Raw genomic sequence first — 26,998 nt, 5'->3', positions numbered from 1 at the left:
TCTTAGTGCGCGGCACGCATTTCATTTTCGTGAACTAATAACCCATCTTGCATGTGCAGCTTTCGGTCCATCTTGTCAGCAAGTTCATTGTCATGAGTAACAACAAGAAATGCCGTACCTGACTCTCGATTTAATTCGCGCATAAGGTCATAAATAGCCAAAGCCGTAGTGTGGTCTAGGTTACCAGTTGGCTCATCGGCCAGCACCAGTGCAGGCTCATTCACTAAAGCCCTAGCAATAGCCACTCTTTGCCGCTCACCGCCAGAAAGTTCAGCAGGTCGGTGAGCCAACCTGTGTGCTAACCCTACTTTAGTGAGCAAACTCTCCGCTTTTGATTTCGCTTGCTTTGGAGATGAACCGCCAATCATAAGAGGCATGGCAACGTTTTCAACTGCGGTGAAATCAGCTAAAAGGTGATGAAATTGATACACAAAACCAATGTGTTGGTTACGCAGCTTCGCTTGTTGATTACTCGATAATGCCTTTAGGCTTTGCTCTTGAAACGATACTTCTCCTTCAGAGGCATCATCTAGCGCTCCTAAAACATGCAATAAAGTGCTTTTTCCCGATCCCGAAGAACCCACAATAGAGACCAGCTCTCCTGCGTCCAACGCAAAGCTCACCCCTTTCAGAACTTCGGTTTCCACACTCCCTTCGCGATAGGTTTTACAGACAGAATCACAAAGAAGTAGTTTACTCATAACGAAGTGCCTCAGCAGGTTTGACGGACGAAGCCCGATAAGAAGGATACAACGTGGCAATAATACTCAATGCCACTGCAAGTATGATGATGGTGAAAACTTGCGAATAATTGATAAGAACGGGCAGTTCACCACCGACGGCAAACAAACTCAAATTAAACGTTTCTAATACACCGTTTATGTTTGTCGCAAGCGCTATGCCTAACAAGCCCCCCACCAAAGAGCCAATAATTCCGCTACTCGCACCTTGAACAACAAAGACGGTCATTACCTGAAAATTGGATAAACCCTGCGTTTTTAGAATGGCGACTTCAGCTTGTTTCTCCATTACCACCATGATCAACGCAGAAATAATATTAAATGCCGCAACAGCAACAATAAGCCCTAGCATCAGGCCCATCATATTTTTTTCCATCTTAACGGCTTGAAATAGCTCACCTCTTTGCTCGCGCCAATCGCTCCATTTCCACCCACTAGGTAGTGAGAGCGAGGCATATTCAGACACGATGAACGGATCATCAAAACTCAGTCTCCAACCCGTAATCGTGTCGGAAGAATATCGAAGCAGGCGACCAGTATCATTAATATTCGCAACCATCAACTGTGCATCCACATCGGATCCCGTATTAAATACGCCGGCCACAATAAAATTTCTTTGGCTAGGAATTCGTCCTAAAGGAGTGAATCGGCTCGCACCTGTCACCATGATCCTCACTTTATCGCCAACCCTCGCTTTTAATTGACGAGCCAAGGTATGCCCCAAAAACACTCTGTATTCACCCTGCTCCAACTGGTCTAGTTTTCCACCAAGCAAATGTTTCCCTATTGGATCATTTCGCGTAGGATCAATGCCTAAAAGCATACCAGCACTTAATTGAACTGGGCTTTGGATAACTGCTTCAGACCGAACAATAGGGGAAGGTTTGGAAGATAATGAATACTGAGACAGAAATTCTGGTGGCGCATCAGTTCTTGCCGCTTTTCCGGAATCCTGACTAATAACAGCATGAGGTAATACCCCTAAGATTCGCCCTTTCAATTGCCCTTCAAATCCATTCATTACGGATGTGACCGTAATTAGCGCCAGAACACCAATCGTTATGCCAGCTGTCGACATAAAAGAAACAAAGCGACTGAAGCGATCTCCTGACCTTCCACGCAAATAACGCAACCCGATGTAAATTGAAATGGGATGGAACATATTAAGGGAACCTTGATAAATCTCTGGTCGGTAATGTAACGAGAAAGACACTGATTTAGTAGTCTTTACTGAGAATTGAAGAATTAAATTGACGAAAAAACGACATATACGAGGGGTTTTCTTGATTCATACGTCTACATGACGATAATCAAAAGGTTAACAGAAAGGAATTGCCGTATGAGCCAGCAAGAGTATTTTACCGTCCAACATGGTCTATCAGTCAACATCGAGCCGCTAGATTCAGAATTCACTTTACCGGATTTAGAGCAGTTTGTTACTGAGATCCCGGCACCTTTCTTGGTCGCAAGCGAATTTAGTTCCCTCGACACCGTAACGGAGAAAGCCATTGGAGAACTCCGCAGTAGCGACTTGTCTCATGTTGTTCAATTGCTGGAAACTCAGAACAGTAAGCTTAATTTATTGCTTACTTATATGCTTTCACAACAAAATGACCCTGCATTCAGTCATACCACGACTTCTTTTGGCGCTAGCCAGTTCACGTACTTTTCAAAAAGCGCGCCGCAACTAGGTCAACAAGTACGAACCAAAATTTTTCTGGAGTTTCCAGCCGCAGCCATTTACTGTTATGGCGAAGTCGTGGAATGTGAAGCTCTCACTGAGCGTGAAGAGAATGAGCAATCCCATAAAATCACGATATCATTCTCTCTCTTGCGTGAAGAAGATCAGGATTTGCTGATCAAAGCCGCACTTCATCAACAACAAAAACTACTAAGACAACGTTCACTGGAACGTGACCGAAAATAAACGTTATGCCTAATTCAAATCTTCTTTCTCTGGCGTTACCAAGTAACGCGGGAGATAAAAAGCACGTCGGTAACCTTAAAGGTTCGGCACTATCGATCGCGATCGCACAGCTTTCAGAGCAACATCAAGGGCACCTGTTACTTGTTGTCCCAGATCCACAATTAGCGCTCAAGCTTTCCGCTGAGGTCGAGCAATTTTCACAGCGAGATGTCCACCTGTTTCCCGATTGGGAGACATTGCCTTATGATAATTTTTCGCCGCATCAGGACATCATCTCTGACAGGATTGCACACCTTTATCAAATGCCGAGTCAAGGCGATGGCATCACTGTCATCCCAGTAAGCACCCTGCTCCAACGTCAGTCTCCTCGTAGTTTCTTACTTCAACACACGTTGATGGTGAAGAGTGGAGATAATTATTCACTGGATGCATTGCGCCTTCAATTGGAGAAATCTGGTTATAGGCATGTGGACCAAGTGTTTGGTCCGGGTGAATACGCAAGCCGTGGCTCAATCATCGACTTGTACCCAACCGGGGCAAGTGACCCTTATCGTATTGATTTTTTTGATGACGAAATAGACAGTATTCGTACTTTCGATCCTGAAAATCAACGTTCGATCGACGACATCCAAGAGATTCGGCTGCTACCCGCTCACGAATTCCCTACCACCGAACAAGCCATTGAAGACTTTCGTGGGCGTTGGCGCCAGAAATTTGAGGCGCGCCGAGAACCCGAATCCATTTATATGCAGATCAGTAAAGGGACATGGCCAGCCGGTATTGAATATTGGCAGCCATTGTTCTTTGAAGAAACAGAGACGCTGTTCGACTATCTTCCTGACAATACGCTACTTGTTACCGTCGGTGACTTAGACAGTGCGGTAGACACATTTCTAACGGATGTGGATTACCGATTTGATCAACGTAAAGTCGATCCACTTCGTCCTTTACTTGAGCCTGAAGCCCTGTGGCTTAAAAAAGATGAATTGTACGCTCGCTTCAAATTACTGCCTCAATCACTGCTTAGTATCGAAGCCATTTCAGAAAAAGCAGGTCGTACAAACGAAAATATATGCGGTCTGCCTGAATTACACGTTCAGCACCAACACAAAGAACCTATGGCATTGCTTCGCCAGTTCATTGAACAATTCAGTGGTCAAATTGTGTTTTCGGTTGAATCCGAAGGTAGACGCGAAGCCTTGTTAGAACTGCTGCAACGAATCAAGCTAAAGCCTGTCGAGCATAATCATCTCACTCATGCTTTAGAGTCTAAAGACAAAACCACATTGATTCTCGGTGCGGCCGAGCATGGTTTCATCCATGAATCTGCAAATCTCGCGATAATTTGCGAAAGTGATTTGCTCGGTGATCGAGTGATTCAAAGGCGTAAAAAAGATCGCAAAGCGGTCAATTCCGATACCGTTATTCGCCATTTAGCGGAGCTGAAACCGGGGCAGCCCGTCGTTCATTTAGATCACGGTATCGGTCGCTATACTGGGCTTCAAACGCTAGAAGCGGGTGGAATGCAAACGGAATACGTAACGCTCGAATATCAAAATGGAGCAAAGCTTTACGTTCCGGTATCTTCACTCAATCTCATCAGCCGTTATTCAGGTGGCGCAGAAGACAGCGCACCTCTTCACAAGCTTGGTGGAGAAGCGTGGGCAAAAGCACGAAGAAAAGCAGCGGAAAAAGTTCGAGATGTTGCTGCTGAACTATTGGATGTATACGCCAAGCGTGAGCTCAAACCTGGATTCAAATTCAAGCTAGACCGAGAGCAATACGCTACCTTCAAAGCAAGTTTTCCTTTTGAAGAAACCGATGACCAAGCAATGGCTATTAACGCCGTACTGTCTGATATGTGCCAAGCGAAAGCGATGGACAGATTGGTCTGTGGAGATGTAGGTTTCGGAAAAACGGAAGTGGCGATGCGTGCTGCGTTTGTCTCTACCGACAATAGTAAGCAAGTCGCAGTGCTCGTTCCGACGACCTTATTGGCTCAACAGCACTTTGAAAATTTCCGAGACCGCTTTGCTAACCTCCCCATTCGCGTGGAAGTGTTGTCTCGCTTCAAATCAGCGAAAGAACAAAAGCAAATACTTATCGATGTCGAAGAAGGCAAAGTCGATATCATTATTGGCACTCACAAACTCCTCCAAAACGACATCAAGTTCCGAGACTTAGGCTTGCTCGTTGTTGATGAAGAGCATCGCTTTGGTGTGCGCCAAAAGGAAAAAGTAAAAGCCATGCGTGCCGATGTGGACATATTAACGCTTACCGCAACGCCTATTCCTAGAACACTGAATATGGCAATGAGTGGTATGCGTGATCTTTCTATCATTGCAACCCCACCCGCGCGCAGGCTGGCAATTAAAACGTTTGTTCGCGAGCGAGAAGATAGCGTGACGCGAGAAGCGGTACTGCGTGAAATCATGCGCGGTGGACAGGTTTACTTCCTGCACAATCAGGTTGAAACCATCGATAAAGTCGCTGCTGATCTTGAAAAATTGATTCCAGAGGCTCGCATTACCGTCGCTCATGGTCAAATGAGAGAAAGAGAGCTGGAACGTATCATGAATGATTACTATCATCAGCGTTTCAACGTTCTCGTCTGTACGACCATTATCGAAACGGGTATCGATGTACCAACGGCAAACACCATAATCATGGATAGAGCAGACAATTTTGGCTTGGCACAGTTGCACCAATTAAGAGGACGTGTTGGTCGTTCACACCATCAAGCCTACGCCTATTTACTCACACCACATCCAAAAGCCATGACAAAGGATGCCATTAAACGGTTAGATGCAATAGCATCGCTTGAAGACTTAGGCGCTGGCTTTACACTCGCCACGCACGACTTAGAGATTCGTGGTGCTGGTGAACTATTGGGTGATGATCAGAGTGGTCAGATTCAATCCGTTGGCTTTACCCTTTACATGGAAATGCTAGAACAAGCGGTAGAAGCACTAAAAGAAGGGAAAGAGCCGTCTCTGGATGAACTTCTCCGAGATCAAACCGAAGTTGAACTGCGCTTACCTGCACTATTGCCCGATGAATACATCCCTGACATCAACACACGTTTATCGATGTACAAACGCATTGCTAGTGTGAGTACAGAGAATGAATTGGCAGAAATGAAAGTCGAACTCATCGATAGATTTGGCACGCTTCCAGATGCCGCTAAAAACTTACTGGCAATAAGCGAAGTGAAGCTGACAGCTGGCAAAATGCACATCAAGAAAATCGAAGCACATGCTAAAGGTGGATTTATTGAATTTTATCCTACCGCTGACATTAACCCTGCATTTCTTGTTAAATTGCTGCAATCAGCACCGCAAAAATATGGAATGGAAGGTCCAACCAAGCTGAAGTTTGCGATACCATTAACAGATCGCCGTGAAAGAGTGCGTTTTATTAACGACTTACTTCAACAGTTTGCTGAGAATCGCCTGCCAAGTTAAACCGTAATTTGGTACGCTTACCGAATGCCTATTTACAGCCAAAGAGCGCCGTACCGTCGCTCTTATCTGACGGAGCAACAATGAAAAAACTGATCCCATTACTGCTGTGCCTGTTTTCATTTGAATCTATGGCAGCCCGACAATTTGATATCGAAGTCATTTTGTTTAAACGCGCAGTGGATCCCGAAATTCTTAACGAAGCTTGGCCCAATCAAAAACCGAAAATCACTTTAGAGGGTGCTTATTCTTTCCAAGATTCAGAGGGAATGCGCCGTAAAGGGGCCGCCTTGCTGCCCAAATCAAGCTACGCGCTCAACGCACAATACAACGCATTAAGAAAACACGCGGCATTTACCCCTCTTCTTCATGTTGCTTGGCGACAAGGAGACAGAGGCAACCACAGTGCGCCAGTATTTAAAATTAACGCGGGCAAAGATTATTCTCAGCAGTTCGATGAAACAGGTAAAGCTCGTACGAAAAACCAGTTAGTTGCAGATTTAGGTGATGGGATTACCGAAGAAACCCATTTCCAACCAAACTATGAACTGGAAGGAAAACTTCAAGTTTACGTACAGCACTACCTATTTGCAGACATTAAACTTGATTTAAAAAAGCCAAGTATTCGCGATGTAACATTCGAAGAAAAAGATTTAGAGCTAACACCCGAAGAAGGTAACGATACTGTTCAAGTTGGTAACTTGGAGTCCGTTTCCCCAACATTGCAAGTTGAAGAGTTTCTTAAATCTTACCGCATGGACCAGAAGCGACGTATGCGCAGCACTGAAACCCACTATTTGGATCACCCATTAATGGGTATGATAATTCAAGTTCGTCGTGTTGATTAAGCCCGACGTATTGATTAAGTCATTTGGTCTCTACTGACTATGCACTTTTCACCTGATTTTTGCATCATCACCCAACGGCTCGAACTTCGTTTGATTAAAAATGAAGAAGTCGGGTCGTTTACGCAAGCGATTCAAACCTCCCCGTCTCTCCATCAATGGCTCGACTGGTGCGACAGCGATTTTTCGACTGAAGACGGTTATGACTTCCTCATAGCCAATCGACTTAACTGGTTAAAAGGTCTCGCTTTTGGATTCGGTGTTTTTGATAGGAAAACTAACCAATTTATGGGGATGGTCGCTCTCACTGAACGCTATTTGTCCTTCAATATGGGGTGTTTAGGCTATTGGATTTCTGATTCATATCAACATCAAGGTTATGGAAAGGAAGCGCTAGAGGCTTTAATCGAATGCTGCTTTAGTAAGATGAAATTGACTCGACTGGAAATAGTGTGCGACCCCGAGAACATCATCAGCCACAAAATTGCTGAAAAATGTGGAGCCATCTGCGAAGGAGTTGCACGAAACCGTTTCGTTCATAACGGCAATCCCAAAGATGGCATCGTATATTCGATCATTCCTGAATAACAACTTTTTCTGAGTATTCGTCGCATCTGAAAATGGTCGTACTAGTGAACGGACAATCTCGAATAAAGATGAATTTCAAACAGAAAGGGCTCATACGAGCCCTTTTCATTGAATAGTAAAAAACACAGAATTAATGCAATTTTAAGTTTGGACGCAACACGCGATTAATTCGACCAACGAGCATCATAAGCCCCGTTTTAATCACACCGTGTAAGGCCATTTGGTGCATTCTGTACAATGATATGTAAACCACCCTGGCAATCCTACCCTCAACCATCATGGAGCCTTTTGTAAGGTTACCCATCAAGCTGCCTACTGTAGAGAATCGGCTTAACGAAACCAGTGAGCCATGGTCTTTGTATATGTATGGCTTAATATCGCGTCCGTTCAATTTCGCCACAATATTGGTAAACGCTTGACTTGCCATTTGGTGGGCAGCTTGCGCACGTGGTGGCACAAATTTTCCATCAGCTTGAGTGCATTGCGCAAGATCACCAATAACAAAGATGTCATCATCACGCGTAGTTTGTAGTGTGTCTTTAACGACCAGTTGATTTATGCGGTTTGTTTCCAAACCGGCGATGTCTTTAATAAAGTCCGGGGCTTTGATTCCCGCAGCCCAAACCATAATTTGAGCATGAATTTTCTCGCCATCCTTGGTCGTTAAACCGTCTTTGTCGGCTTGAGTTACCATCGTTGCTGTGCGTACATTAACACCAAGCTTGGTTAACTCTTGATGCGCAGCGCTGGAAATACGAGGTGGTAGTGCAGGAAGAATTCGCTCGCCCGCTTCAACAAGGTTTACATTGAGCTTGCTAGAGTCCAAGTCCCCAAAACCGTAAGTTCGGAGTTCTTTGACAGCATTGTGAAGTTCGGCCGAGAGCTCTACTCCCGTTGCACCAGCACCAACAATCGCAATATCAACCGTGCCTTGGCCGTTTTTCGCATGTAGCTTCAAGAACTCATTGTTCATTTCAGTACGGAAACGGTGAGCTTGCTCTGGACTATCAAGGAAAATACAGTTGTCTCGAACACCTGGCGTGTTGAAATCATTTGAGGTAGAACCGATTGCCATAACGAGAATATCGTACTCAAGTTCTCGCTCCGGCATCAAAAGTTCATCTTGCTCATCTCGAAGCTCGGTTAAGAAAATAACCTTACGCTCTCGATCAATGTCTTTTAGGCTGCCCATTTGAAAATCAAAGTGATGATTTTTAGCATGAGCTCGGTAGCTCAATGCATCGACACCTTCATCCAAAGAACCCGTTGCCACTTCATGCAACAAAGGTTTCCACAAATGGCTGGCTTTACGGTCAACCAAAGTCACGTTTGCGCGCCCTTTTCGACCCAAAGTCCGCCCTAGCTTGGTCGCAAGTTCAAGTCCACCTGCACCACCGCCTACAACTATAATACGCGTCACAACGACACTCCTATGTAATATGAAAAATATTTGCTCCCGCTGATTAAACAGCCAAAGCATTGAATTCTTTTGGGCTTGTAACGAAGCCTCATATCAACGAAGTGAAGGGAAACCTAAGGAATCACAATTTGGATCAAAGTGTGCTCTAGCACATATATATTGGGCAAGTTTCTTACTCGCTCTCAAATTTTTTTGATATTTATCAAAAATATCTTCAAAAATCATTATAAAGCCCCACACCAGCTTGGCAACTTATGTTTGTAATAAATCCTTTGTTTTCAGACTAATTGATGAGCTTTTGAACCATTAGATGTCATCCTTTATGTGGTAGCACCGCCATAGGAATTGACAAGGATTCAAAGTATTAAGGCTTTACTTACCGTTGGACAATATAGAGGAAGGAAGCTTAAGTGAGCGTTAACTTAATATATCGATACTTTCGTTTAACCTTTGCGCTCGCACGCCATAAAAAGCTTCTATACGGTAGGTAATAAATGTTGAGCATTCCAGAGTTTATACAAGTTGAGTACGAATATGCAGCGAGGGTTTACTCTCCTCGAAATGATTGTTGTCATCGCAATTTTAGGTGTTCTAGCATCAGTAGCGACACCTAGATTTATAGAAGTTATCGATACATCAAAAACAAGTGTTATTGAAAGTGCTGGTAGTGCCGTGCGTAGCGCAAACACATTTGTGCGAGGTATCGCACTCACCGAGAATATTCATCTTCGCTCCGACGCAACAATCGAGGTTGAAGGAAAGCAGCTACAGATTACAAAAGGAAATATTGTCACAACTTCCGATAACTTAAAAAACGCCATCGACACATCAATTACAATGACGGATTACGTACCTCGCGGAGAGGTTAACGGTAAGAATGGGGTTATCTTCCACTTTGGGCTGAAAGACGACAATGTCGATAGTATTAGAGCAAAAGGGTGCTATCTAGATGTAAGGAATAACTCGCTGGGCTACATCGAATATTCATCAAAGACTTGCAAAAACGGTATGAATTAAGAGCCCAACGTCCCATTACTATCTAAGAGACTCAAAAAAATGCCACTTTAATGTGGCATTTTTTCAAGGTAAGCCAGACGCTTATTGGGTTCTAAGTGCATGAAGTGAAAAATTTCGTCGATTCGATTCTCAACCTTCGCTTTGCTCTTTAAACTGCTTCATCATCTGTAAGTGTTGCGAGATTTTTTTGAACTTATGGGTTTCAGATTCATCCCAAACGACTTGATAGTATGGTTCAAGCTCGTCAGCCGAGAGTTGGTTGTTCCGGATTTCATCTTCTCGTGACAATATCACAAGGCAATTATCTTTATTTTTTGTTCTGAATTTCTCTACACATTTAGTCGCGATGTCTTCATATTCTTCGGGACGGTCAATACGACCTTGCATGTTGTCTTCTGGGTGTAAATTTGGGTTAAAAATGACTTGTTTAATACCAGACAAGAAACCAATACGCTCAGACCAATATCCACCTAGCCCTACCCCACAGATCAGCGGGTTTGGATCGGAAGACATTTCCATTGCTTTGTGGACTTCTTTTAATAAATGCTGCATGTCATGCTTGGGGTGCAAAGTGCTGTAGTTTACAAATCGAATATCATCATCAATAAACTGAAGTTGAAGTACTTTCTCGTGATTTCCGGGGCTAGTTGAGTCAAAGCCGTGCAAGTAGATAATCATGGAACCTCCTACGGTGCCATTTTATGTTGTTATTCAACAAATCTACCACGAACATTAGGGTTTTAAAGAATCAATAAAAGAGAATGTTTAGGAAAGTGATCTTTCTAGCAGTTTTATACAAAACCGTCTTCAATGCGCTTACGCTCAATTAAGCGTTTTCAACAACTCCATTTTAAGCTGCTGGAATCGTTCATAATACAAATCGTCACCCCACAACTGGTAACCTATTTGATACCACAACATCCCTAACAGTCGGATTTTAGGTAACCACAATTCTACATTCTGTTGCCACTCACCCATATCGGACAAATCGATCCCACGATAATGACAATACATTGCTACCGCGATTTCAGGGCTAAGACCGGAAACTTCAATCGTCATTGCAAGATCCATCCTAGGATCACCAATAGCCGAATATTCCCAATCGATGACACCAATCCCATCGCGCGCTCGAATTAAGTTGTAAGCACCTAAATCCAAATGACATAAGGTTTTTAGTGATTCAGGTAAATACAGTGGTTCACGATGCTTTTTATATAGACTAACTAAGGCTTCGTCTTTCTGTTCGTTAGCAAGTTGCATCCACAAGTGATCAACTTTTTCGGAAAACAGCAGTTTTTGAATGGGTTTATCGTTTATCTGGACGTTATGAATTGTTGCGAGAGTATTCAAAAGTTCATCTTGAGAAATTTGATCGCCAACTGGTTGCCCGTCAATCCAATTGACGAGTAATCCACGCTCATTGTTTAGAACTGGATTTGGTGAGAATTGATAAGGGGAAAGCGCCATTAGAAGGTGGTATTCGTTAGCACGTGAAATACCGAAAACTGACGTACTTTTTGAAACTGGTCGCCATACGTATTGGCGATCCTGATGGGATATTTTCCAACATCTATTGCTAAGCCCACCAGAGAGAAGTTCCATCTCTTCTGGTGGGTCAGGAAAGTAGTCGGTAAGTGATACTAAGGAATCATCGAGTTGAACTGCCTCTTGCCATCCCATTTTTGCCACTTAACACTACCTCTTCATTTAGCGTTTACAATCCTAGAGCGTATAGATCCTATGCTTATAGTTCTGAAGCTTATAGACCTAGGAAGCTCTTAGATTTTTGCTTACGAATTTCAGTTTCGTCAGCCCATTCAATTAGACCCGTTTCTAGGTCCATTAAACGCATCGTCATTTTGTAGTAAACGTCTTGGTCACTTCCTGCGTTCTTAACGATACTTGCTAGGTTTCCGTACAACATGTACTGAGCACCCACCATCTTACCAAACTGGATAGCGCTGCTTTGATTTACAAGTTCGTCATTGTTTTGGAAGTTCAGTTGTTCACGTACCGATTCAACACGGTCCATATCAACGAAACGGAACTTACCAGAGTTCAGCATTTTAGTACTGATTGAATCCGTGATGGATTCAGTATCGATATGCTCACTGGTTTTGTTCTTGATTCGCTCAACAAAAACAATTGGACGGCTCTCACGAGTGATTGCCGCTACAGAACCTGACATCAGCATACTGTCTACCATTTGACCTGCAATAGTTTGTAGGTCAGTAGAACCAAAATCTATAGTGGTCGTTTCAACGGCTTGAGCGTCACCATAAGACACTTGGTTTGAACAACCACCCAAAATTGCAGCGAGTCCAAGTAGGGCAATAGCACTTTTTTTCATAATGTTTCCTTAGTTATTAGCTTGGCGAATTTGAACACGGTATTGAGTCGCATTAGGGTTCACAGAGACTTCTGAAATCGAAATCGTCTCAAAACCTCTAACAATGACTTTGCGCCAAGCGCCAGGTTTACTGTTTACTTCTAAGCCTTTGTCATCGTACCAATAAAAGCGATATTGAACATGCTGGTCGCCTTTGTATTGGCTTGCCAGACGAACAATGCCACGTGCGTGACCATTCACTTCATCCGTATCAATATTGTCGATATCTAAACGACCGCCTAACGCATTGTCGTTCATAATCACTCTTTGCGATTGTCCATCGATACTCAAACCAGCGGTAGGTGCCTGAGCACAACCGAACGCTGCAATCGCAGACAATAATACAATCGATAATCTTTTCATTAGATAGCCCCTAATTGTTTGTGCCACACTGACGACCCTGTCCCTTGTCGTGATACCCAAACCAAAGTAGTTTGTCCGGCTTTAACATTGAAAGTATAGTTTTGACCGTTCACAACGAGAGTATGTTCCCCTGAATTCACTTGTTGACTGCTACTGTACACCTTGGCAGGTAATGTTTGCCAACTGCGGGTGTCTGCTTGCTCTGTAAGTGCATTCCAAATACTGAATAATGCGTTACCGACATCATCACCTTTTGCTGCTTCTCTTCTAAGCTGATCTTTTGCAACAACACGCAACGCTTGACGAATCACAATGCTTGGCATCCGCTCGTTAAGATTGTTTTGTGCCATAAGATTGACATCCACTAGCTCCGAACCGTTTAAAGACCGACCATTTAGCATCAAACTTGCCGAAGGGTAACTTTCAATATTCGGATAATAGGGTAACGCCAAACTATAGATTGATGTCAGGTCATCTCTAGAACTGTAAATGGGTAGAGAATAGTTCCAAGAGTCCATCGCTTTCACGATACGTTGCTCATCTAAAACAATCACTCTACCTTTATCTTTTGACGGTTTAGAGTATTTGCCGTAGCGCGCTTCGTACGTTTTTAAATCTTGCCTCATGCCGAGTTTATGACCGACTCGCAGCACACCATCAACGACTTCTTCATTCTCAGGCATAACAGCTAACGCACGCTTGTAGTCAATGTAAGCGCTGTTTAGATCGTTATCTGTTTCATAAAGTAACGCTGACAAGTAAAGTAAGTAACCATTTTGAACGGCTTGAAGCGTTTTACCTGCGTCTGGATAATTAGCCATGATTGAGGCAATGTTTGGCGAGACACCTTGTTGTGTTGCCGATTCTTGCGCTGACTCTAGTTCAGACTGCCTGCGTTTTTTGGCCTGCTCTTGAACTTGATTCGCCCTGCGCATTTCAACGAGAGCACCGGATAAGTCATTTTTCTTAAGGTAATTCAGCCCTAAATATAAATGTAAAAATCCCAATTCATAATCTGCTGGTTCATAGGTCGTAAGGTTGTCATTGGTAGCCAATGCCCCTACCGATGAAGCCGTCTCACTGACAGAAATGATGGCTCTATCGTTTAATACCTTTACCGCGTTATCACTCACTTGGAGAAGCGATAAACTTTGTGAGTAGTCTTCTGCCAAAAAAGACACCCTGCCTTTTTCCATATTATCTAAAATCGGACCGGCAATATCGTGAGTTAAACTGGCTTGGGCTTCAAGATAATTTCCGTTACGAACAGCAAAATACACTTCTTTTGTTTGCGCACTATAGTGGCTAAACAGGTTTCCGGCAGACATCGTCGCACAAGCACTCAAAAGAGCACTTGAGCCAATAACTGCCGCTTTCTGGATTAAACTTGTTTTTCGAACAAAAAACACTCCGGCCCCTAACGTTTGCTTTGTATTTTTAATTGATGATGAATACTATCAAATCCATCTTAATTAGCTGATAAGCATAGGACCAAGTGGTTGCCCACCAACCAAATGCATGTGTATATGGTACACCTCTTGACCGCCGTGAGCATTGCAGTTCACGATGAGTCGGTAGCCATCTTGTGCCACGCCTTCTTGCTCTGCGATTTTTCTCGCTGCGGTAAACATACGCCCCATCATAGCTTCATCTTCAGCTTCTACGTCGTTCGTGGTAGGGATAAGTTTATTGGGGATGATAAGAATATGCTTAGGAGCGCGAGGGTTAATGTCGCGAAATGCCGTTACCAAATCGTCTTGGAATACAATATCTGCTGGAATTTCTTTATTGATAATCTTTGTAAATATGGTTTCTTCAGCCATGGTCGCGAGCTCCTGAGTGATTGACCGTAGTAATGAATGCTAAGTTCATTGATATTCTACAAATATCTTTTTGATATAGAAACAATAGTATGGCGGAACCCAATACATATAACAATAAAAAACACTGTACATAACAGATGCATTATATAGTACGTCGTAGTGATAGTTTTATTACCTAAAATGCTTTTGAACCCATATCACATACGGAAACTTTAAAGCTCGTCAAAGTAAATTTTTGATACTCGTCGTAGAATACCTCGGCAACATTTATTTATTTTTTGGCTCAGTCGATACCTCAGTTAGAAGATTAATTGTAGATTCTGACACTTTTCGAGCCTTTTTTGATCTGGGAGAGAACGTATGAAGGGTTCAGTCATACGGCGCATGTATGCGGGCTTTGCACTCATTGTAGTGCTCTTCATTGTGACCATCACTATCATGATGGGTGGAATGGAAAAAATACACACCAACTTCGAGACGGTTTCAAATACGTCTTTACCTTTAGTTTCAATGTCTAACCAAACAAGTGTTCGATTACTTTCTGCTGATAAAGCATTTAAGGATTTCCTAACCACACAAAGTCAATCTCGAATGGACAACTCCAAATCGGCGTTCATCGAGGCTCAAAATAGTTTTCAAGAAGCTTTGATTGCTTTGGAAGAAGCCAGCCGTTCTATTCCTGAAATCGCTCCTAGAATTGAGGAGTTACGTCAGATGGAAGGTCAATATTTTGAGGAAGCCATCGAAGCGATGGACAACTACAAAGCCATGTTTTCGGCTCAAGAAGATGTACAAAAATCATCTCGCAGCTTTCAAAGATTGCATACAGAGCTCAGCGTTCGTATGAAGGAATACGTAAACAAGCAAGATAATGTCGTCGTAAAAGTTATGTCGGGGAGTTATTTCGATAAACTGAAAGACTCCCAAACTGTCACGTCTGATGCACTTGCAAGCAGTGATGCGGAATTTGTGAAAGCAGCCGTAAACAAAAATAAAAAGGCCGTTACTCATTTAAATTACGCATACCGTGGACTGGTGAATCAACTTCCTCCTTTAAAAGAAGTCTTCGATGAGTCCGTTAACCAGTTTACTCGGGATGTAGGAAAAGCGGGCGGCGTACTTGATCAGCACCATACCTATTTAGTTGCACGTCAAAAGCTTTACGACAATATTGCTAATTTAGCAATTAAAGTCGATGACTCGATGCAGCTACTTGAATCATTCAATGAAACCGCTTCAAACCAGCTTGGAAAGTCGCTTGAAGAAGCGGGAACAGTGTACGAAGAAGGCTATATTAAGGCTATTGGTATCGGTGTAATTGTCTGTGCAATCGCCCTTGGAATTGGCTACCACGTTGCACACAGTGTTCGAGAACCGCTTACGCGAATATTGGCAACATTGGAAAGCCTCACTGCTGGAGATATGACAAAACGGATTGATATTCGCTACAACAACGAGTTCAGCCGAGTAAGCCGTCATATAAACTCACTGGCCGACAACCTTCACGATATCTTGCAAGAACTCAATGAAGCAGCCGATGAGTTAACCGAAGTGGCGTCTGCGAATAGAAGCACCTCTGTCGGAGCTCAAAGCCAACTGAACGCCCAGCGAGAGCAAGCCGCAGGAGTTGCTACTGCAATGACGGAAATGGAACACTCGGTTACCGAAGTTGCGCAAAGTGCACAAAGCTCATCTGATATGGTTCATAAAGTGGAGTCTGCATCCGAGTCTGGCAGAAAGATTATGAATGCGAATATTTCAACGATCAATCAGCTTGAAACCCGATTAAATGATTCTGTTAATGCCGTTTCTCAACTTCAACAAATGAGCAGTGAGATTGGCTCCATATTGGATGTTATTCGAAGTATTGCTGAGCAAACCAATTTACTTGCGCTTAACGCAGCCATTGAGGCCGCTCGCGCTGGAGAACAGGGTCGTGGTTTTGCCGTGGTTGCGGATGAAGTTAGGGTATTGGCTCAAAAAACAACACATTCCACCAGTGAAATTGAAAGCATGATCAGCAACCTCCAAAGCAGCTCTCAGTCAGCTAATCAAGTGATAAAAAGCTGCATGAGTGATATGGAGCAATCTGTTACTCAGGCCTCCGATGCGAACAGCGCCATGGAAGAAATTCAGGCTCTGATTTTAGAGATTAGCCATATGAGTAATCACATTTCGCAGGCGGCAGCAGAGCAACAAGCGACATCCAGCAGTATTGCTAGAAGCTTAAACGACATCAACAGCATAGCGAATCAAAGCTATGAAGCGATGTCGGAAATTGCCACGGTAAGCCAAGACCTAACGCGTCTTTCCAGTCAGCAAGGTGATATTGTTCACCGCTTCAAGCTTTAAGCCTGAGCATTCAAATAAACAACGTCTAGCCCACTTTCAAAGTGGGCTAGCTTTCTCGCTAAGAACAGTTTTATTAACAATACAAATGAACCGTTCTTGTTCTCTCTTCTAGGCTTTAAGTCCTTTTTTGAAGATGCAGTTTTCAATGCATAGCTCTTGTTATTTATTTACCCCATCCCCATAACTTAATTACTTGCTGATTTTTTAACTCTCATTTTCCAGCAGGTCCGTTTATTGAGGACATGAAATGGCCGTACATGTAGGTATTATCGATCAAGATCCTGTGCGACTGGTGACGCCACTTTTGGATCACAGAACAGTAAGTACGCATATCGTATTCATTGGTGATAAGAACCAAGAATCAATGTACCAAAGACTCTACTCGATACTAGCGCCTAGAGGCATAACTTCCGAATTTTACGAAATACCAAGTGCGGTTAATACGTCAAAAATTAAAAAATCCATTCAAGCACTTGCGGAAGACTTACAAACTCGAAATGTGGAAGTAAAGCTCAATGCCAGTTGTGGATTAAGGCATCGATTGCTGTCTGTTTACGAGGTATTTCGCACCTATCACTGGCCAATTTTTGTGGTTGAACCTTTCAGTGACAAGCTTTGTTGGCTATACCCTGACGGTCGCGAAGATGCCCAAGTACAAGATCATATAAAAATTGAAGATTACCTCACCATTTTTGGGGCTAGAAGCGAGTTTTCCGAACAAGTCATTCCAGAGCAGCTCGATCAAAAACTCTATCAATTAGGTGAGCGCTGGGCAGGAAATGCCCTTGAACTTGGTCCTGGTCTGGCTACTCTCAACTACCTAGCGACAACCTGCCGTAAAGAACAGAAACTGGATGTATCACTGACTGAAAAGCAACAAGGTTACCGAGAGCTAGACATGCTCATTTCTGATCTTGTTGATACTGAACTGGCTACCTATGAAAATGGAATCTTAACGTTCGCCAACGAAGACGCACGGCGCTTTTCAAATGGTGAGTGGTTGGAAAACCTAGTTCATAGCACTGTAAAACAAATTCAAGACGAACTTCCTACCATTCAAGATCGTTCATTGAACGTTCAGGTCTATCGTCAATTGGGTGAAAAAGAAGTACGGAATGAATTAGATGTCGCGACAGTCGTTAATAACAAGCTGCACATTATTGAATGTAAAACGAAAGGCATGAGAGACGACGGAGACGACACGCTTTACAAGTTGGAGTCACTCAGAGATTTACTGGGAGGCTTGCAAGCTCGTGCTATGTTGGTGAGCTTTCGTCCACTTCGTCACAATGACATCACTCGTGCGGAAGATTTAGGGTTAGCATTAATCGGACCCGATGAGTTAAAAGATCTAAAGTCAAACCTCACTCATTGGTTTAAAGATGCTGGTGGGCACGAAGATTTAGACTAAAGCTCGCTAAGCCTCTCTCTCAATACTCAAAAAGGGCATCACTGATGCCCTTTTTCGTTTCATTTATTTACTGGTTTTACAGCATTTTACGTGCAGCCTCGACCACAATTTTGATCGATTTCGCTTCTGTCTCTTTCAGTGTGCTGTGATCAGGTGTTTCTTTTTGAGTACGGTTAATAATAACGCCTGCGACACAGCCCGCTTTAAGCCCAGAACTCGCACACATGGTTAGCAGTGTTGCAGATTCCATTTCAAAGTTTAGAACGCCCATGTCCTGCCACTCTTGCATAGAGCCTTGGAAGCGCTTAACAACACGACCAGAAAAAGTATCGTAGCGCTCTTGGCCTGGGTAAAAAGTATCACTTGATGCCGTTACACCTGTATGCGCAGTCGCACCAGCTTCAACAACTGCTTCTTTCATCGCTGTCGCAATGTCAAAGTCAGCAACAGCTGGGAATTCCATTGGTGCAAAATGAAGGCTAGCACCATCTAAACGAACAGAACCCGTGGTTACAATCATATCGCCCACATTCACATGTGGTTGAATAGCACCAGTAGTACCTACACGTAAGAAAGTACGGACGCCCAATTGAGCAAGCTCTTCAACAGCAATAGAAGTTGAAGGACCGCCGATACCTGTAGAACAAACAACAACAGGCTTTCCATCTAATTCTGCTCGGTACAACGTATATTCACGGTGGCTTGCCAAAAATACAGGGTTTTCCATTTGCTCAGCAATTTTTTGAACTCGAGCAGGATCGCCAGGGATGATAGCCAATGTAGAACCAGCAAGATCTTCTTTGGTAACACCTAGGTGAAATACAGCTTCAGACATAAAGGACTCCTTTGTTGTCGTTTTGTTTCTGTCACCCCAATAAATTATAAAAGGAATTTTATCCTTCACTTTATTTTTTTACTTTCTCCAGAAAAAAGGAGAACAAGCCGAGCTCATTTGAGTTCAGCTTGATAGAAGCTTTGGGGATGTTAGATTGATTAATGGGTACCCAAATACTGTAACCGACTAAAAGCCAACAATTGGTGATCGGATTCACGAATTCATTTGGCTATTATCAACAAATTTCACATTTAATCGATTTGCATCACATATAAATGCAAATTCGAATAAAGTTTACCGAATAAGAACCAAACACAGTTGCTGTATAGATTTATATTTAGGTACTTAATTTCTTGCTGGCTGGGTCACCTAGAACACTTAATGAGGTTTTTAAGGATGGTTCAAACAACAAACCATCCTTAAAAGTTATGAGCTGAATATGCACCTAGAGCTGGGCACTAAATCTAAAAAGAAGTATCAAGAAGCCCTTTCAAGGGCTTCCCTCAAGCCTGCGGTTTAAATCGCAGCAAACGCAACGCATTTAATGTCACCAATGCCGTTGCTCCGCTGTCAGCAAGCACAGCAACCCAAAGACCAGTAATGCCCAATAAGCTAGTAACCAAAAATATGCCTTTAAGCCCTAACGCCAATACCACATTTTGCTGAATGTTTCTTAACGTTGCTCTAGATAGCTCAATCATTGCAGGTAACTCTACCAGTCGGCTATGAGTTAATGCAGCATCAGCTGTTTCAAGGGCAACATCCGTTCCACCTCCCATTGCAATACCGACTGAAGCGGCTTTCATCGCTGGGGCATCGTTAATACCATCTCCAACCATTGCGGTATTTTTTAGAGAAGCCATCTGATTTACGTAAGTGACTTTATCAGCAGGCAATAAACTCGCTTTGTAATCCATTGATACTTGTTGTGCCATCTCCTTAGCCGCTAATGGATTGTCACCAGTTAGCATTATGGAGTCGATACCTAGACTTTTTAGCTTTTGAATGGCTTCAGCTGCATCGGAACGAAGTGTGTCTTGCCATGCAACTAACCCTTCAAGTACGTCATCGATAATAACCAATACAACTGTTTTTCCTTTGGACTCTAGGGATTCAACCCGCTCTCTATCGATTTCAGTAACAGTACCTCGAAACTTGGAAGGTGAAATCAAGGACAAAGACTTCCCATCCACAATACCAGTTATCCCACTTCCCACCAGCGCTTGCTTATTTTCAGCCTCAGGCAATGCTATACCAGCAGATTCCGCTTTCTTTACTAACGATTTTGCCAATGGGTGTGATGACCCTACTTCTACCGAAGCGGCGTCTCTAAGGAGAGATTCCTCAGAAAGCTCGTTTAAAGAAATGATATCCGTCACTTCAGGCTTGCCTTGAGTCAGCGTGCCTGTTTTATCGAACGCTATCGACTCAATATTGCCAAGTTGTTCGAGAGCGGCCCCCCCTTTTATCAGCGCACCACGTTTGGCTGCAGTCGCCAAACCCGACGTAATAGCAGCTGGCGTTGAAATTACCAAAGCACAAGGGCATGCAATCAATAGTAAAGCTAATCCGCGATACACCCATGTTTCCCAAGGCTGTGAAAAGAATAAGGGAGGTGTAATAATAACCAATAGAGAGACCAGCATCATCAGTGGCGTATACCAGCGACTGAATTTATCTAGAAAACGTTCCAGAGGCGCTTTTTGGGATTCTGCTTCTTCAATTAGATGGAGAATGCGGTCTATCGCATTTTCGCCTTGTGCGGAAGTAATCGTCAGCCTAATCACTTTGTCGGCAACAACCGACCCTGCCATCACCTGCTCGCCTGCCTGCTTTTCGACGGGAACCGATTCGCCAGTCAGCGCACTTTCGTCAATACTGGCACTGCCGCTTAACAACTTCCCGTCCGCAGGTAAACGATCGCCAGGTGCGACTTCGATAACATCCCCAATGGTCAGCTCGGAGGCAGCCACTTCAACGCGAGCATTACCTTCAATGCGAATCGTCGTTTCAGGGACTAACGCCATGAGAGACTGAACCCCGCTTCTCGCTCTCGAAGCGGCATAGGCTTCCAACCTTTCACCGAGCAAGAACAGCAGTAATACCATCGCCGCTTCGACGGTTTCACCGAGATACAGTGCACCAATTGCGGCAACACTCATCAATGTCTCGATTGCAAAAGGTGTCCCACTCCTTGCTAATTGGAAGGCTTTTTTAGCTACGGGATAAAGACCAGCAAGGCAAACCAGCGTAAACAGCCATGAGGCTATCACCGGGGAAAATTGGTTGATAACGGCTGACACCGCCATTGCGCTGGATAGTGCAATAATGTTGAGGTTACTTTTAAAAAGCAATAACCATTTGTTTTCATCTGAATTGGACGGTTTAGAACTTTGAGGCTGTTCGAATTGAAAGCCAGCTTTGAGAACGGCTTGCTCAACCAGTGCCAAGGTTTCCGTTTTTGAATATTGCACCACCAGTTTCTCTGTGGCGAATAGAACCTTTGCTTGTGAAATATCAGAAAGTGAAGAGACCGCATTTTCAACTTTACGAGCGCATGACGGGCAGTCCATACCCAATATTTTCCAACTGCCAGAAAGTGTATCACCTTCTGGCAGCCGCTCACTTTCCTCTTCTATCGAAGAAATTTCGCCTCCACCAGAACATGCATCGCTGTCACAACAGCGTCCAATTTTGGTGTTACTGTCTAATGGAGCGATAGGAGCGCAACTGCTAATAGACAGAGTAGAAGCAGTATTTTTGTTACTGCAGCCTTCATGTTTTATGCACATAGTCATTATCCTTTTTATCGTTTGTACCCAATAGCTCATGGCAAAATCTTTGGGCTCGCATATGAACAGTAAGTCGTATGCAATAACTGATATTGACTATACACCTTGGAGTCGAGTCTAAGGTCAAGCTTATTTTTGGCAAAGGTTGTTTTTGTGAAAATTACCTCAAACGACTGAACACTGTTTGTTGATCCAATTGTAATTGATACGATTCGTATTCCATTCCTGCATCAAAAATGTATTCCGTTACCAGCCTACGAGCACAGTCGACCAACTCTGTTCCATTCCACGGTTTTTCGAAGTAGCTTTCTATACGTGCTTTGTTAATTGCACTGATGGTGTCTTGGTGTGTGGCTTGCCCTGTGAGAAGTACCTTTTTAGTATGAGTAAATCGTCTATCCTCAGAGATCTCCGTGAGTAACTCCACACCCGACTTACCGGGCATAACGTGGTCAGAAATGATCAGTGCTATGTGTTCTCCCTTTGCGTCCAAATCATCGATGAGTTCAAGAGCCTCTTCTGCGGATTCGCAGTCCTCTATCTCTAACCAGTCCTCCAACGACGCGAGGTCTTGTACCACAGCGCTCAGCACTTCTCGTTGGTCATCTACGCAAATAACATTAATTTTTTCCATTACCAACCTCCATGGGTAATTTGATTCTGAAAATGGTTTTTTCAGGGCCACTTTTTACCACCACCGTTCCCTGATAACGGCTCACAATTCGTTTCACTATTGAAAGCCCTAGCCCTAACCCAAACGACAATCCGCCTTTCTTGGTCGTAAAGTTGGGGTGAAAGATTTTTCTACGGATACTTTCTTCTATTTCAGGTCCATTATTGGCGATCGTCACCTTAATGTGTGCCTCGCTCACACGAGTAATAATATCGATTCCAGGATTATTGGTAGGCGTTAACGCATCACAGGCGTTCTTCAGTATGTTGGCCCAAACTTGAACCAACTCACTTTCACTTCCGGCGATCACCGCTGTCGCAGCAGGGCTAAAACGAACATCTATTCGGCGCAAGTCATTTTGAAGTAGGGCAAGCGCTTTATGAATGCTTTCGTTCACGTCAACAGGCTCGCTTACTTCAGAGTCTCCCCTTCCAAGCTGCTTAACCGATTTAACAATGCTAACCGCATGGCGAGAAGCAACTCTCATGTCATGTAAATCGCGCCCAACTCCCCAATATTTCACCGCCTCTTCCGGTGTATTAAGCCAATCTTGGGTTAAGTCGTTAACCGACAAAGCTCTGGCTAAGGATTTCGCAATCTTTCTATCTAAGCCGTGTTTATCAATAATCTCTTTTGCCCGCGCGCGAACTTCTGCCGAACCTACGTTTTGACCTTTCATTAACCCTGCATCGACGAACTGACTGGCACCGGGATGCAGCTCTTCGAGTAAGGCAAGAATTACATCTTGTAGACGCTCCGTTTTGCTGCTTAATACACCCACCGCATTATTCAACTCATGAGAAATCCCCGCGGCTAGCTGCCCCAATGTTGTCATCTGCTCAGCGGTATGCAGTTGGGTAAGTACTTGTTCTTTTTCCACGGATTCTTGCATTGCTCGCTTTTGGCGACGAGATAGCTCATTCAATATAACGGGTGTGAATTGTTGAGTTAATGACCCCAAGCTGTCTTCGTCTATCGGGCGCGTATCGTTATCAATCCAAGCCAACACACTTGGGGATCGAGAAACAACGCTGGATGAAGCTAGGTAATTGCCAGAAAAAAAACTATGAACGCCAATAAATGCCCCTTCTGACGCACTAAAGACCTTTGTGTTTACATTGGTCCCGGCAAAAGAAACTAAGCCTTCTAATTCCCCAGAAACCACATAAAAAAGCCTGCGATTTTCTTCACCTTGCACCAGCAATGGTTCACCTGCTTCTAAAGATAGATAGCATTGAGGATTAGAGAAATAGTGTTCAACAATCTTTTCTACACTGTTATGCATCCATTTATCCTATGTGTCCAACTGCATGAAGGATCCAGACCAACACAAAGCTTAATAAAACACCGACAACTCCGAGGATAACGCCCACTTTCGCCATTTGACGACTCTCCACATTACCTGTCGCATGAGCTAGCGCGTTCGGGGGCGTGCTAATAGGCAAAGACATGCCAAGCGATGCCGCGAAAGTAACAACGAGTATAAGTGTTACCTCCCCTCCTAACGGTGCCAACGAAGTCATAGACATACCTAATGCAGCCATGATTGGCATAAGCAAGTTTGCTGTCGCGGTATGAGACATAAAGTTTGCCATTAACAAACATAAGAAGGCGGCTCCAACAAGTACAACGTAGGGAGAGAACTCATCGAATGGGATACTGTGCACAACTAATCGAGCTAACCCTGTTTTATCGAGAGCAAGACCCAGCGCAATACCGCCAGACACTAGCCACAAAACATCCCAAGAAATCTTCTTAAGATCTTCTTTATTGATAATTCCAGTTAAAGAGAATACGGCGACAGGAATAAGTGCCACGGTATAGGAATTCATCCCATGAGACGATCCCATTAGCCATAGTAGAATGGTTAACGCGAACACTACGTAAACGGTTATGGCTTTGGGGGTTTTAAGGAATTTTCCTTTAATATTCAGGTTAATCTTCTTTTCATTGGCTGGGTAAAACCGACCGATTACAACCCATGCTAGTGCCATCATGACAACCACAAATGGCACGCCAAACACCATCCATTCGCCAAACGCAATCACGTTATCGCCGGTTAAGTATTTCAAAGCAATGGCGTTGGGTGGCGTGCCAATGGGGGTACCGATTCCACCAATATTTGCAGCAACGGGGATAGACAAAGCAAATGCGATTCTACCAGGGTCCTTCGGACCGAAGACTGCAATTACCGGAGCTAAAATAGATAGCATCATCGCTGTTGTCGCGGTATTAGACATGAACATGGAAAAGACACCAGTGATCAACATTAACCCTAACATCACGTTATTTGGGCTGCTACCAAATGGTTTGAGCAGAACACGAGCTAAATTCACGTCTAAACGATATTTCGTTGCAGCCATTGCCAAAAAGAACCCGCCAAGAAACAACATGATGATAGGGCTAGCAAACGTTGCCATTATATCGCTGTGTTTGAGCAGTTCACCAAAATGCGGCTGGCCTTGATCCATTCGAAAAAAGATGAGCCCTTTATCGGAAAGCAATAACAACTCCAATACAATAATGACGACTGATGTGGCGTAAATAGGAATGGGCTCAAAAACCCAACATAGTGCGGCAAGCAAAAAGATAGCAATGACACGTTGCTGAAGTATGGTCATCCCCTCAAATGGAAACGCCGTCAAAGGCAACATCCAAACGAGGAGGGGAATAAAAATTGGAACGAAATACTTGATGTACTGACGCATATGACGACTGTGCTTCCTTATACTGCGGATGTAGATATTATCCGCGATATAAGGAAGCAAGCTTATGGCGTTAGATCAATGAATATGCAAACTTATTCGTTAGGTTCCTTAGACCCTAATTATCTTCCAAGCCAATTCTGAAAATTACACCTCTGGTAAGTGCGAGTTACGCTGCTGTGTCGTCTTCGCCATTTCACAAACAGGTTTCTGAGCGGTGACTTCTTCCATCATGACTGGATCACAGTTACAAAAGGGGGCCATATTAACGGTTGTTGTTGCTGGGTCGATCTCCTCAGGGATGATTTCTGGTGTTGATTTTTGAGATGCAAACATCGATTGAACATGATGCTGTAACACGCCAATGCCCAATATGCCAAATACAACAGCACCTACTGCCTGCCCATACAACACACCTAAAGCGCCAAACCACTCGGCACCTAAGTATACAAATGGAATTGTCCCTAAAGTCGCTTTACCTAAATTCAAAGCGGTCGAATAAATCGGTTTTCCCAAATTATTGAACGAGGTATTCGCTACAAACAGTGCTCCATTGAAAACAAAACTAAGCGATACTACGGTGCAAAATGCAGCTACTATGATTTGTGCATCACCAGTAAGGCTAAACCCAGAAATGATGAAATCTTGTACGAGATACAAAATCCCTGACACAAGCAAACAGTAAACCGTCACAAATAACAAAGAGTTACGTAGAGTGTCCCTTACTCTATCTACCCTTTCTGCACCATAATTCTGCCCAATAATCGGTCCTACGGCGCCCGATAGTGCAAAAATCACCGCAAAAGCGACCGGTATGACACGACCTATCACCGCAAAACCCGCGACATAATCTTCGCCAAATTGGGCAATATTGGCTGTAACTACAGCATTACCAATTGGCGTTGCAGTGTTTGTGATAACAGCAGGAAGTGCGATAGTTAAAATGGTACGTAAGTCCTTTCCAACCTCGGTTATATTTGGCCATTTCACCAATTTATGAACTTTAATTAAAGGCACGAATGAAACGTATAGCACCGTGAATCGTGCTACAACGGAAGCAGCCGCAGCACCTTCGACGTTCCAGTCGAAGCCAAAAATGAAGATAGGGTCCAATATCGCATTCACTATACCGCCAGACAGTGTTGCCCACATGCTTCGCTTTGCATCGCCGCTTGCGCGTAAACCTGCTCCACAGGCCATTGCCAACGCTAAGAATGGACTGCTTGGCAACATGATCTGCAAATAAGCCTTGGCACGCTCCAACGCCATTCCTTTTGCGCCCACAGCACTGAGCAACTCATCCAAATACGCGTACATGAACAAGGTAACGACCAGCGTTATAAAGAAAGAAACCACCAGCGTATTGCTAGCAAGCCTCACAGCCTTTTCATGCTGCTTAGCCCCCAAAGCTTTCGATACCAACGCTCCCATTGCAATAGAAGAACCAATGGAGACCGAGGTAGAGAAAAACAGTAATGTTCCGGCAAACCCAACTGCAGCAGCTAGCTCAACTTGCCCCAACATACTGATAAACAGCATATCAAGAAGATCGACCGCAAATAATGCCAATAAACCCACCGAGCCTGCACCAGACATAGTAAGTATGTGCTTCATCGTCGAACCAGTTACAAACTTAGCTTCTCCCTCTGCCATATTG

The 26,998-nt window shown here is 43.8% G+C and carries 22 protein-coding genes; 7 read left to right on the top strand and 15 right to left on the bottom strand.

All coding sequences use genetic code 11. From position 1 onward, the window contains the following. Nucleotides 1–2: 2 nt before the first annotated feature. Together lolD and lolC are read right to left on the bottom strand one after the other, a co-directional pair. Nucleotides 3–701, bottom strand: a complete 699-nt coding sequence (gene lolD / locus Q8W40_RS03650) for a lipoprotein-releasing ABC transporter ATP-binding protein LolD (protein WP_104400725.1) — start codon at nt 699–701, stop codon at nt 3–5. Beyond that, on the bottom strand, nt 694–1,902 hold the full coding sequence (gene lolC / locus Q8W40_RS03645) for a lipoprotein-releasing ABC transporter permease subunit LolC (RefSeq protein WP_305395923.1): 1,209 nt from the start codon (nt 1,900–1,902) through the stop codon (nt 694–696). Before lolC ends, lolD begins: the two co-directional genes overlap by 8 nt. Before the next feature lie 177 nt (nt 1,903–2,079). Here lolC and Q8W40_RS03640 point away from each other — a divergent pair, with 177 nt between their 5' ends. The 4 genes from Q8W40_RS03640 (at nt 2,080) to Q8W40_RS03625 (ending at nt 7,561) form a co-directional block, all read left to right on the top strand. Next, nucleotides 2,080–2,667: a PilZ domain-containing protein gene (locus Q8W40_RS03640; protein WP_305395922.1), complete on the top strand. Its 588-nt coding sequence runs from the start codon at nt 2,080–2,082 to the stop codon at nt 2,665–2,667. A gap of 5 nt (nt 2,668–2,672) precedes the next feature. Continuing rightward, nucleotides 2,673–6,131 (top strand): transcription-repair coupling factor, encoded by a 3,459-nt coding sequence (gene mfd / locus Q8W40_RS03635; RefSeq protein WP_305395921.1) that lies wholly within the window; start codon nt 2,673–2,675, stop codon nt 6,129–6,131. 80 nt (nt 6,132–6,211) lie between these two features. Continuing rightward, nucleotides 6,212–6,976 (top strand): peptidoglycan binding protein CsiV, encoded by a 765-nt coding sequence (locus Q8W40_RS03630; protein ID WP_305395920.1) that lies wholly within the window; start codon nt 6,212–6,214, stop codon nt 6,974–6,976. 39 nt (nt 6,977–7,015) lie between these two features. Then, a complete protein-coding gene (locus Q8W40_RS03625) occupies nt 7,016–7,561 on the top strand; it encodes a GNAT family N-acetyltransferase (protein ID WP_305395919.1) in 546 nt (181 codons plus the stop codon). Nucleotides 7,562–7,691: 130 nt separating this feature from the next. Here the strand turns inward: Q8W40_RS03625 and Q8W40_RS03620 are convergent, their stop codons facing one another. Continuing rightward, nucleotides 7,692–8,981, bottom strand: a complete 1,290-nt coding sequence (locus Q8W40_RS03620) for an NAD(P)/FAD-dependent oxidoreductase (protein WP_305395918.1) — start codon at nt 8,979–8,981, stop codon at nt 7,692–7,694. A 534-nt stretch (nt 8,982–9,515) separates the two neighbouring features. Here Q8W40_RS03620 and Q8W40_RS03615 point away from each other — a divergent pair. Further along, the gene (locus Q8W40_RS03615; protein ID WP_305395917.1) at nt 9,516–9,998 is read left to right on the top strand and encodes a type II secretion system protein; all 483 of its coding nucleotides are present in this window, start codon (nt 9,516–9,518) and stop codon (nt 9,996–9,998) included. A 129-nt stretch (nt 9,999–10,127) separates the two neighbouring features. On the opposite strand, the gene ycfP is transcribed toward Q8W40_RS03615, so the two are convergent. The 6 genes from ycfP to hinT form a co-directional block, all read right to left on the bottom strand. After that, nucleotides 10,128–10,676: an alpha/beta hydrolase YcfP gene (ycfP, locus tag Q8W40_RS03610; protein ID WP_101115470.1), complete on the bottom strand. Its 549-nt coding sequence runs from the start codon at nt 10,674–10,676 to the stop codon at nt 10,128–10,130. Nucleotides 10,677–10,820: 144 nt separating this feature from the next. Further along, the gene (locus tag Q8W40_RS03605; RefSeq protein WP_305396306.1) at nt 10,821–11,678 is read right to left on the bottom strand and encodes a phosphotransferase; all 858 of its coding nucleotides are present in this window, start codon (nt 11,676–11,678) and stop codon (nt 10,821–10,823) included. A gap of 79 nt (nt 11,679–11,757) precedes the next feature. Further along, nucleotides 11,758–12,348: a penicillin-binding protein activator LpoB gene (lpoB, locus tag Q8W40_RS03600; protein WP_101115468.1), complete on the bottom strand. Its 591-nt coding sequence runs from the start codon at nt 12,346–12,348 to the stop codon at nt 11,758–11,760. A 9-nt stretch (nt 12,349–12,357) separates the two neighbouring features. Continuing rightward, complete coding sequence (locus Q8W40_RS03595) at nt 12,358–12,750, bottom strand: YcfL family protein (RefSeq protein WP_104400715.1); 393 nt, start codon at nt 12,748–12,750, stop codon at nt 12,358–12,360. Beyond that, nucleotides 12,750–14,078 carry a COG3014 family protein gene (locus Q8W40_RS03590; RefSeq protein WP_305396305.1) on the bottom strand — a complete coding sequence of 443 codons (1,329 nt, stop codon included), beginning with the start codon at nt 14,076–14,078 and terminating at the stop codon, nt 12,750–12,752. The genes Q8W40_RS03595 and Q8W40_RS03590 overlap by 1 nt, the downstream gene beginning before the upstream one ends. A 144-nt stretch (nt 14,079–14,222) precedes the next feature. After that, complete coding sequence (gene hinT / locus Q8W40_RS03585; RefSeq protein ID WP_101115466.1) at nt 14,223–14,573, bottom strand: purine nucleoside phosphoramidase; 351 nt, start codon at nt 14,571–14,573, stop codon at nt 14,223–14,225. A gap of 360 nt (nt 14,574–14,933) precedes the next feature. Here hinT and Q8W40_RS03580 point away from each other — a divergent pair, with 360 nt between their 5' ends. Continuing rightward, the gene (locus tag Q8W40_RS03580) at nt 14,934–16,925 is read left to right on the top strand and encodes a methyl-accepting chemotaxis protein (protein WP_305395916.1); all 1,992 of its coding nucleotides are present in this window, start codon (nt 14,934–14,936) and stop codon (nt 16,923–16,925) included. Between the two features lie 247 nt (nt 16,926–17,172). Then, nucleotides 17,173–18,336 carry a DUF1887 family protein gene (locus Q8W40_RS03575; RefSeq protein WP_101115231.1) on the top strand — a complete coding sequence of 388 codons (1,164 nt, stop codon included), beginning with the start codon at nt 17,173–17,175 and terminating at the stop codon, nt 18,334–18,336. Between the two features lie 76 nt (nt 18,337–18,412). Here the strand turns inward: Q8W40_RS03575 and udp are convergent, their stop codons facing one another. The 6 genes from udp to Q8W40_RS03545 all read right to left on the bottom strand — a co-directional run bounded on the left by udp (nt 18,413) and on the right by Q8W40_RS03545 (nt 26,994). Beyond that, nucleotides 18,413–19,171 carry a uridine phosphorylase gene (gene udp / locus Q8W40_RS03570; protein ID WP_305395915.1) on the bottom strand — a complete coding sequence of 253 codons (759 nt, stop codon included), beginning with the start codon at nt 19,169–19,171 and terminating at the stop codon, nt 18,413–18,415. 503 nt (nt 19,172–19,674) lie between these two features. Further along, on the bottom strand, nt 19,675–21,963 hold the full coding sequence (locus Q8W40_RS03565; protein ID WP_305395914.1) for a zinc/cadmium/mercury/lead-transporting ATPase: 2,289 nt from the start codon (nt 21,961–21,963) through the stop codon (nt 19,675–19,677). A gap of 160 nt (nt 21,964–22,123) precedes the next feature. Beyond that, complete coding sequence (locus Q8W40_RS03560; protein WP_305395913.1) at nt 22,124–22,597, bottom strand: response regulator; 474 nt, start codon at nt 22,595–22,597, stop codon at nt 22,124–22,126. Further along, a complete protein-coding gene (locus tag Q8W40_RS03555; RefSeq protein ID WP_305395912.1) occupies nt 22,584–23,921 on the bottom strand; it encodes an ATP-binding protein in 1,338 nt (445 codons plus the stop codon). The genes Q8W40_RS03560 and Q8W40_RS03555 overlap by 14 nt, the downstream gene beginning before the upstream one ends. 4 nt (nt 23,922–23,925) lie before the next feature. After that, nucleotides 23,926–25,344 (bottom strand): SLC13 family permease, encoded by a 1,419-nt coding sequence (locus tag Q8W40_RS03550; RefSeq protein WP_305395911.1) that lies wholly within the window; start codon nt 25,342–25,344, stop codon nt 23,926–23,928. A 144-nt stretch (nt 25,345–25,488) separates the two neighbouring features. Further along, nucleotides 25,489–26,994, bottom strand: coding sequence for an MATE family efflux transporter (locus tag Q8W40_RS03545; RefSeq protein ID WP_305395910.1), 1,506 nt, complete (start codon nt 26,992–26,994; stop codon nt 25,489–25,491). Between the last annotated feature and the right edge of the window lie 4 nt (nt 26,995–26,998).

The organism is Vibrio penaeicida (assembly GCF_030689305.1).
Taxonomy (GTDB): Bacteria; Pseudomonadota; Gammaproteobacteria; order Enterobacterales; family Vibrionaceae; genus Vibrio; species Vibrio penaeicida_B.
Note: the sequence above shows the minus strand (reverse complement) of the source record. Positions and strands in the feature narration are given on the sequence as shown.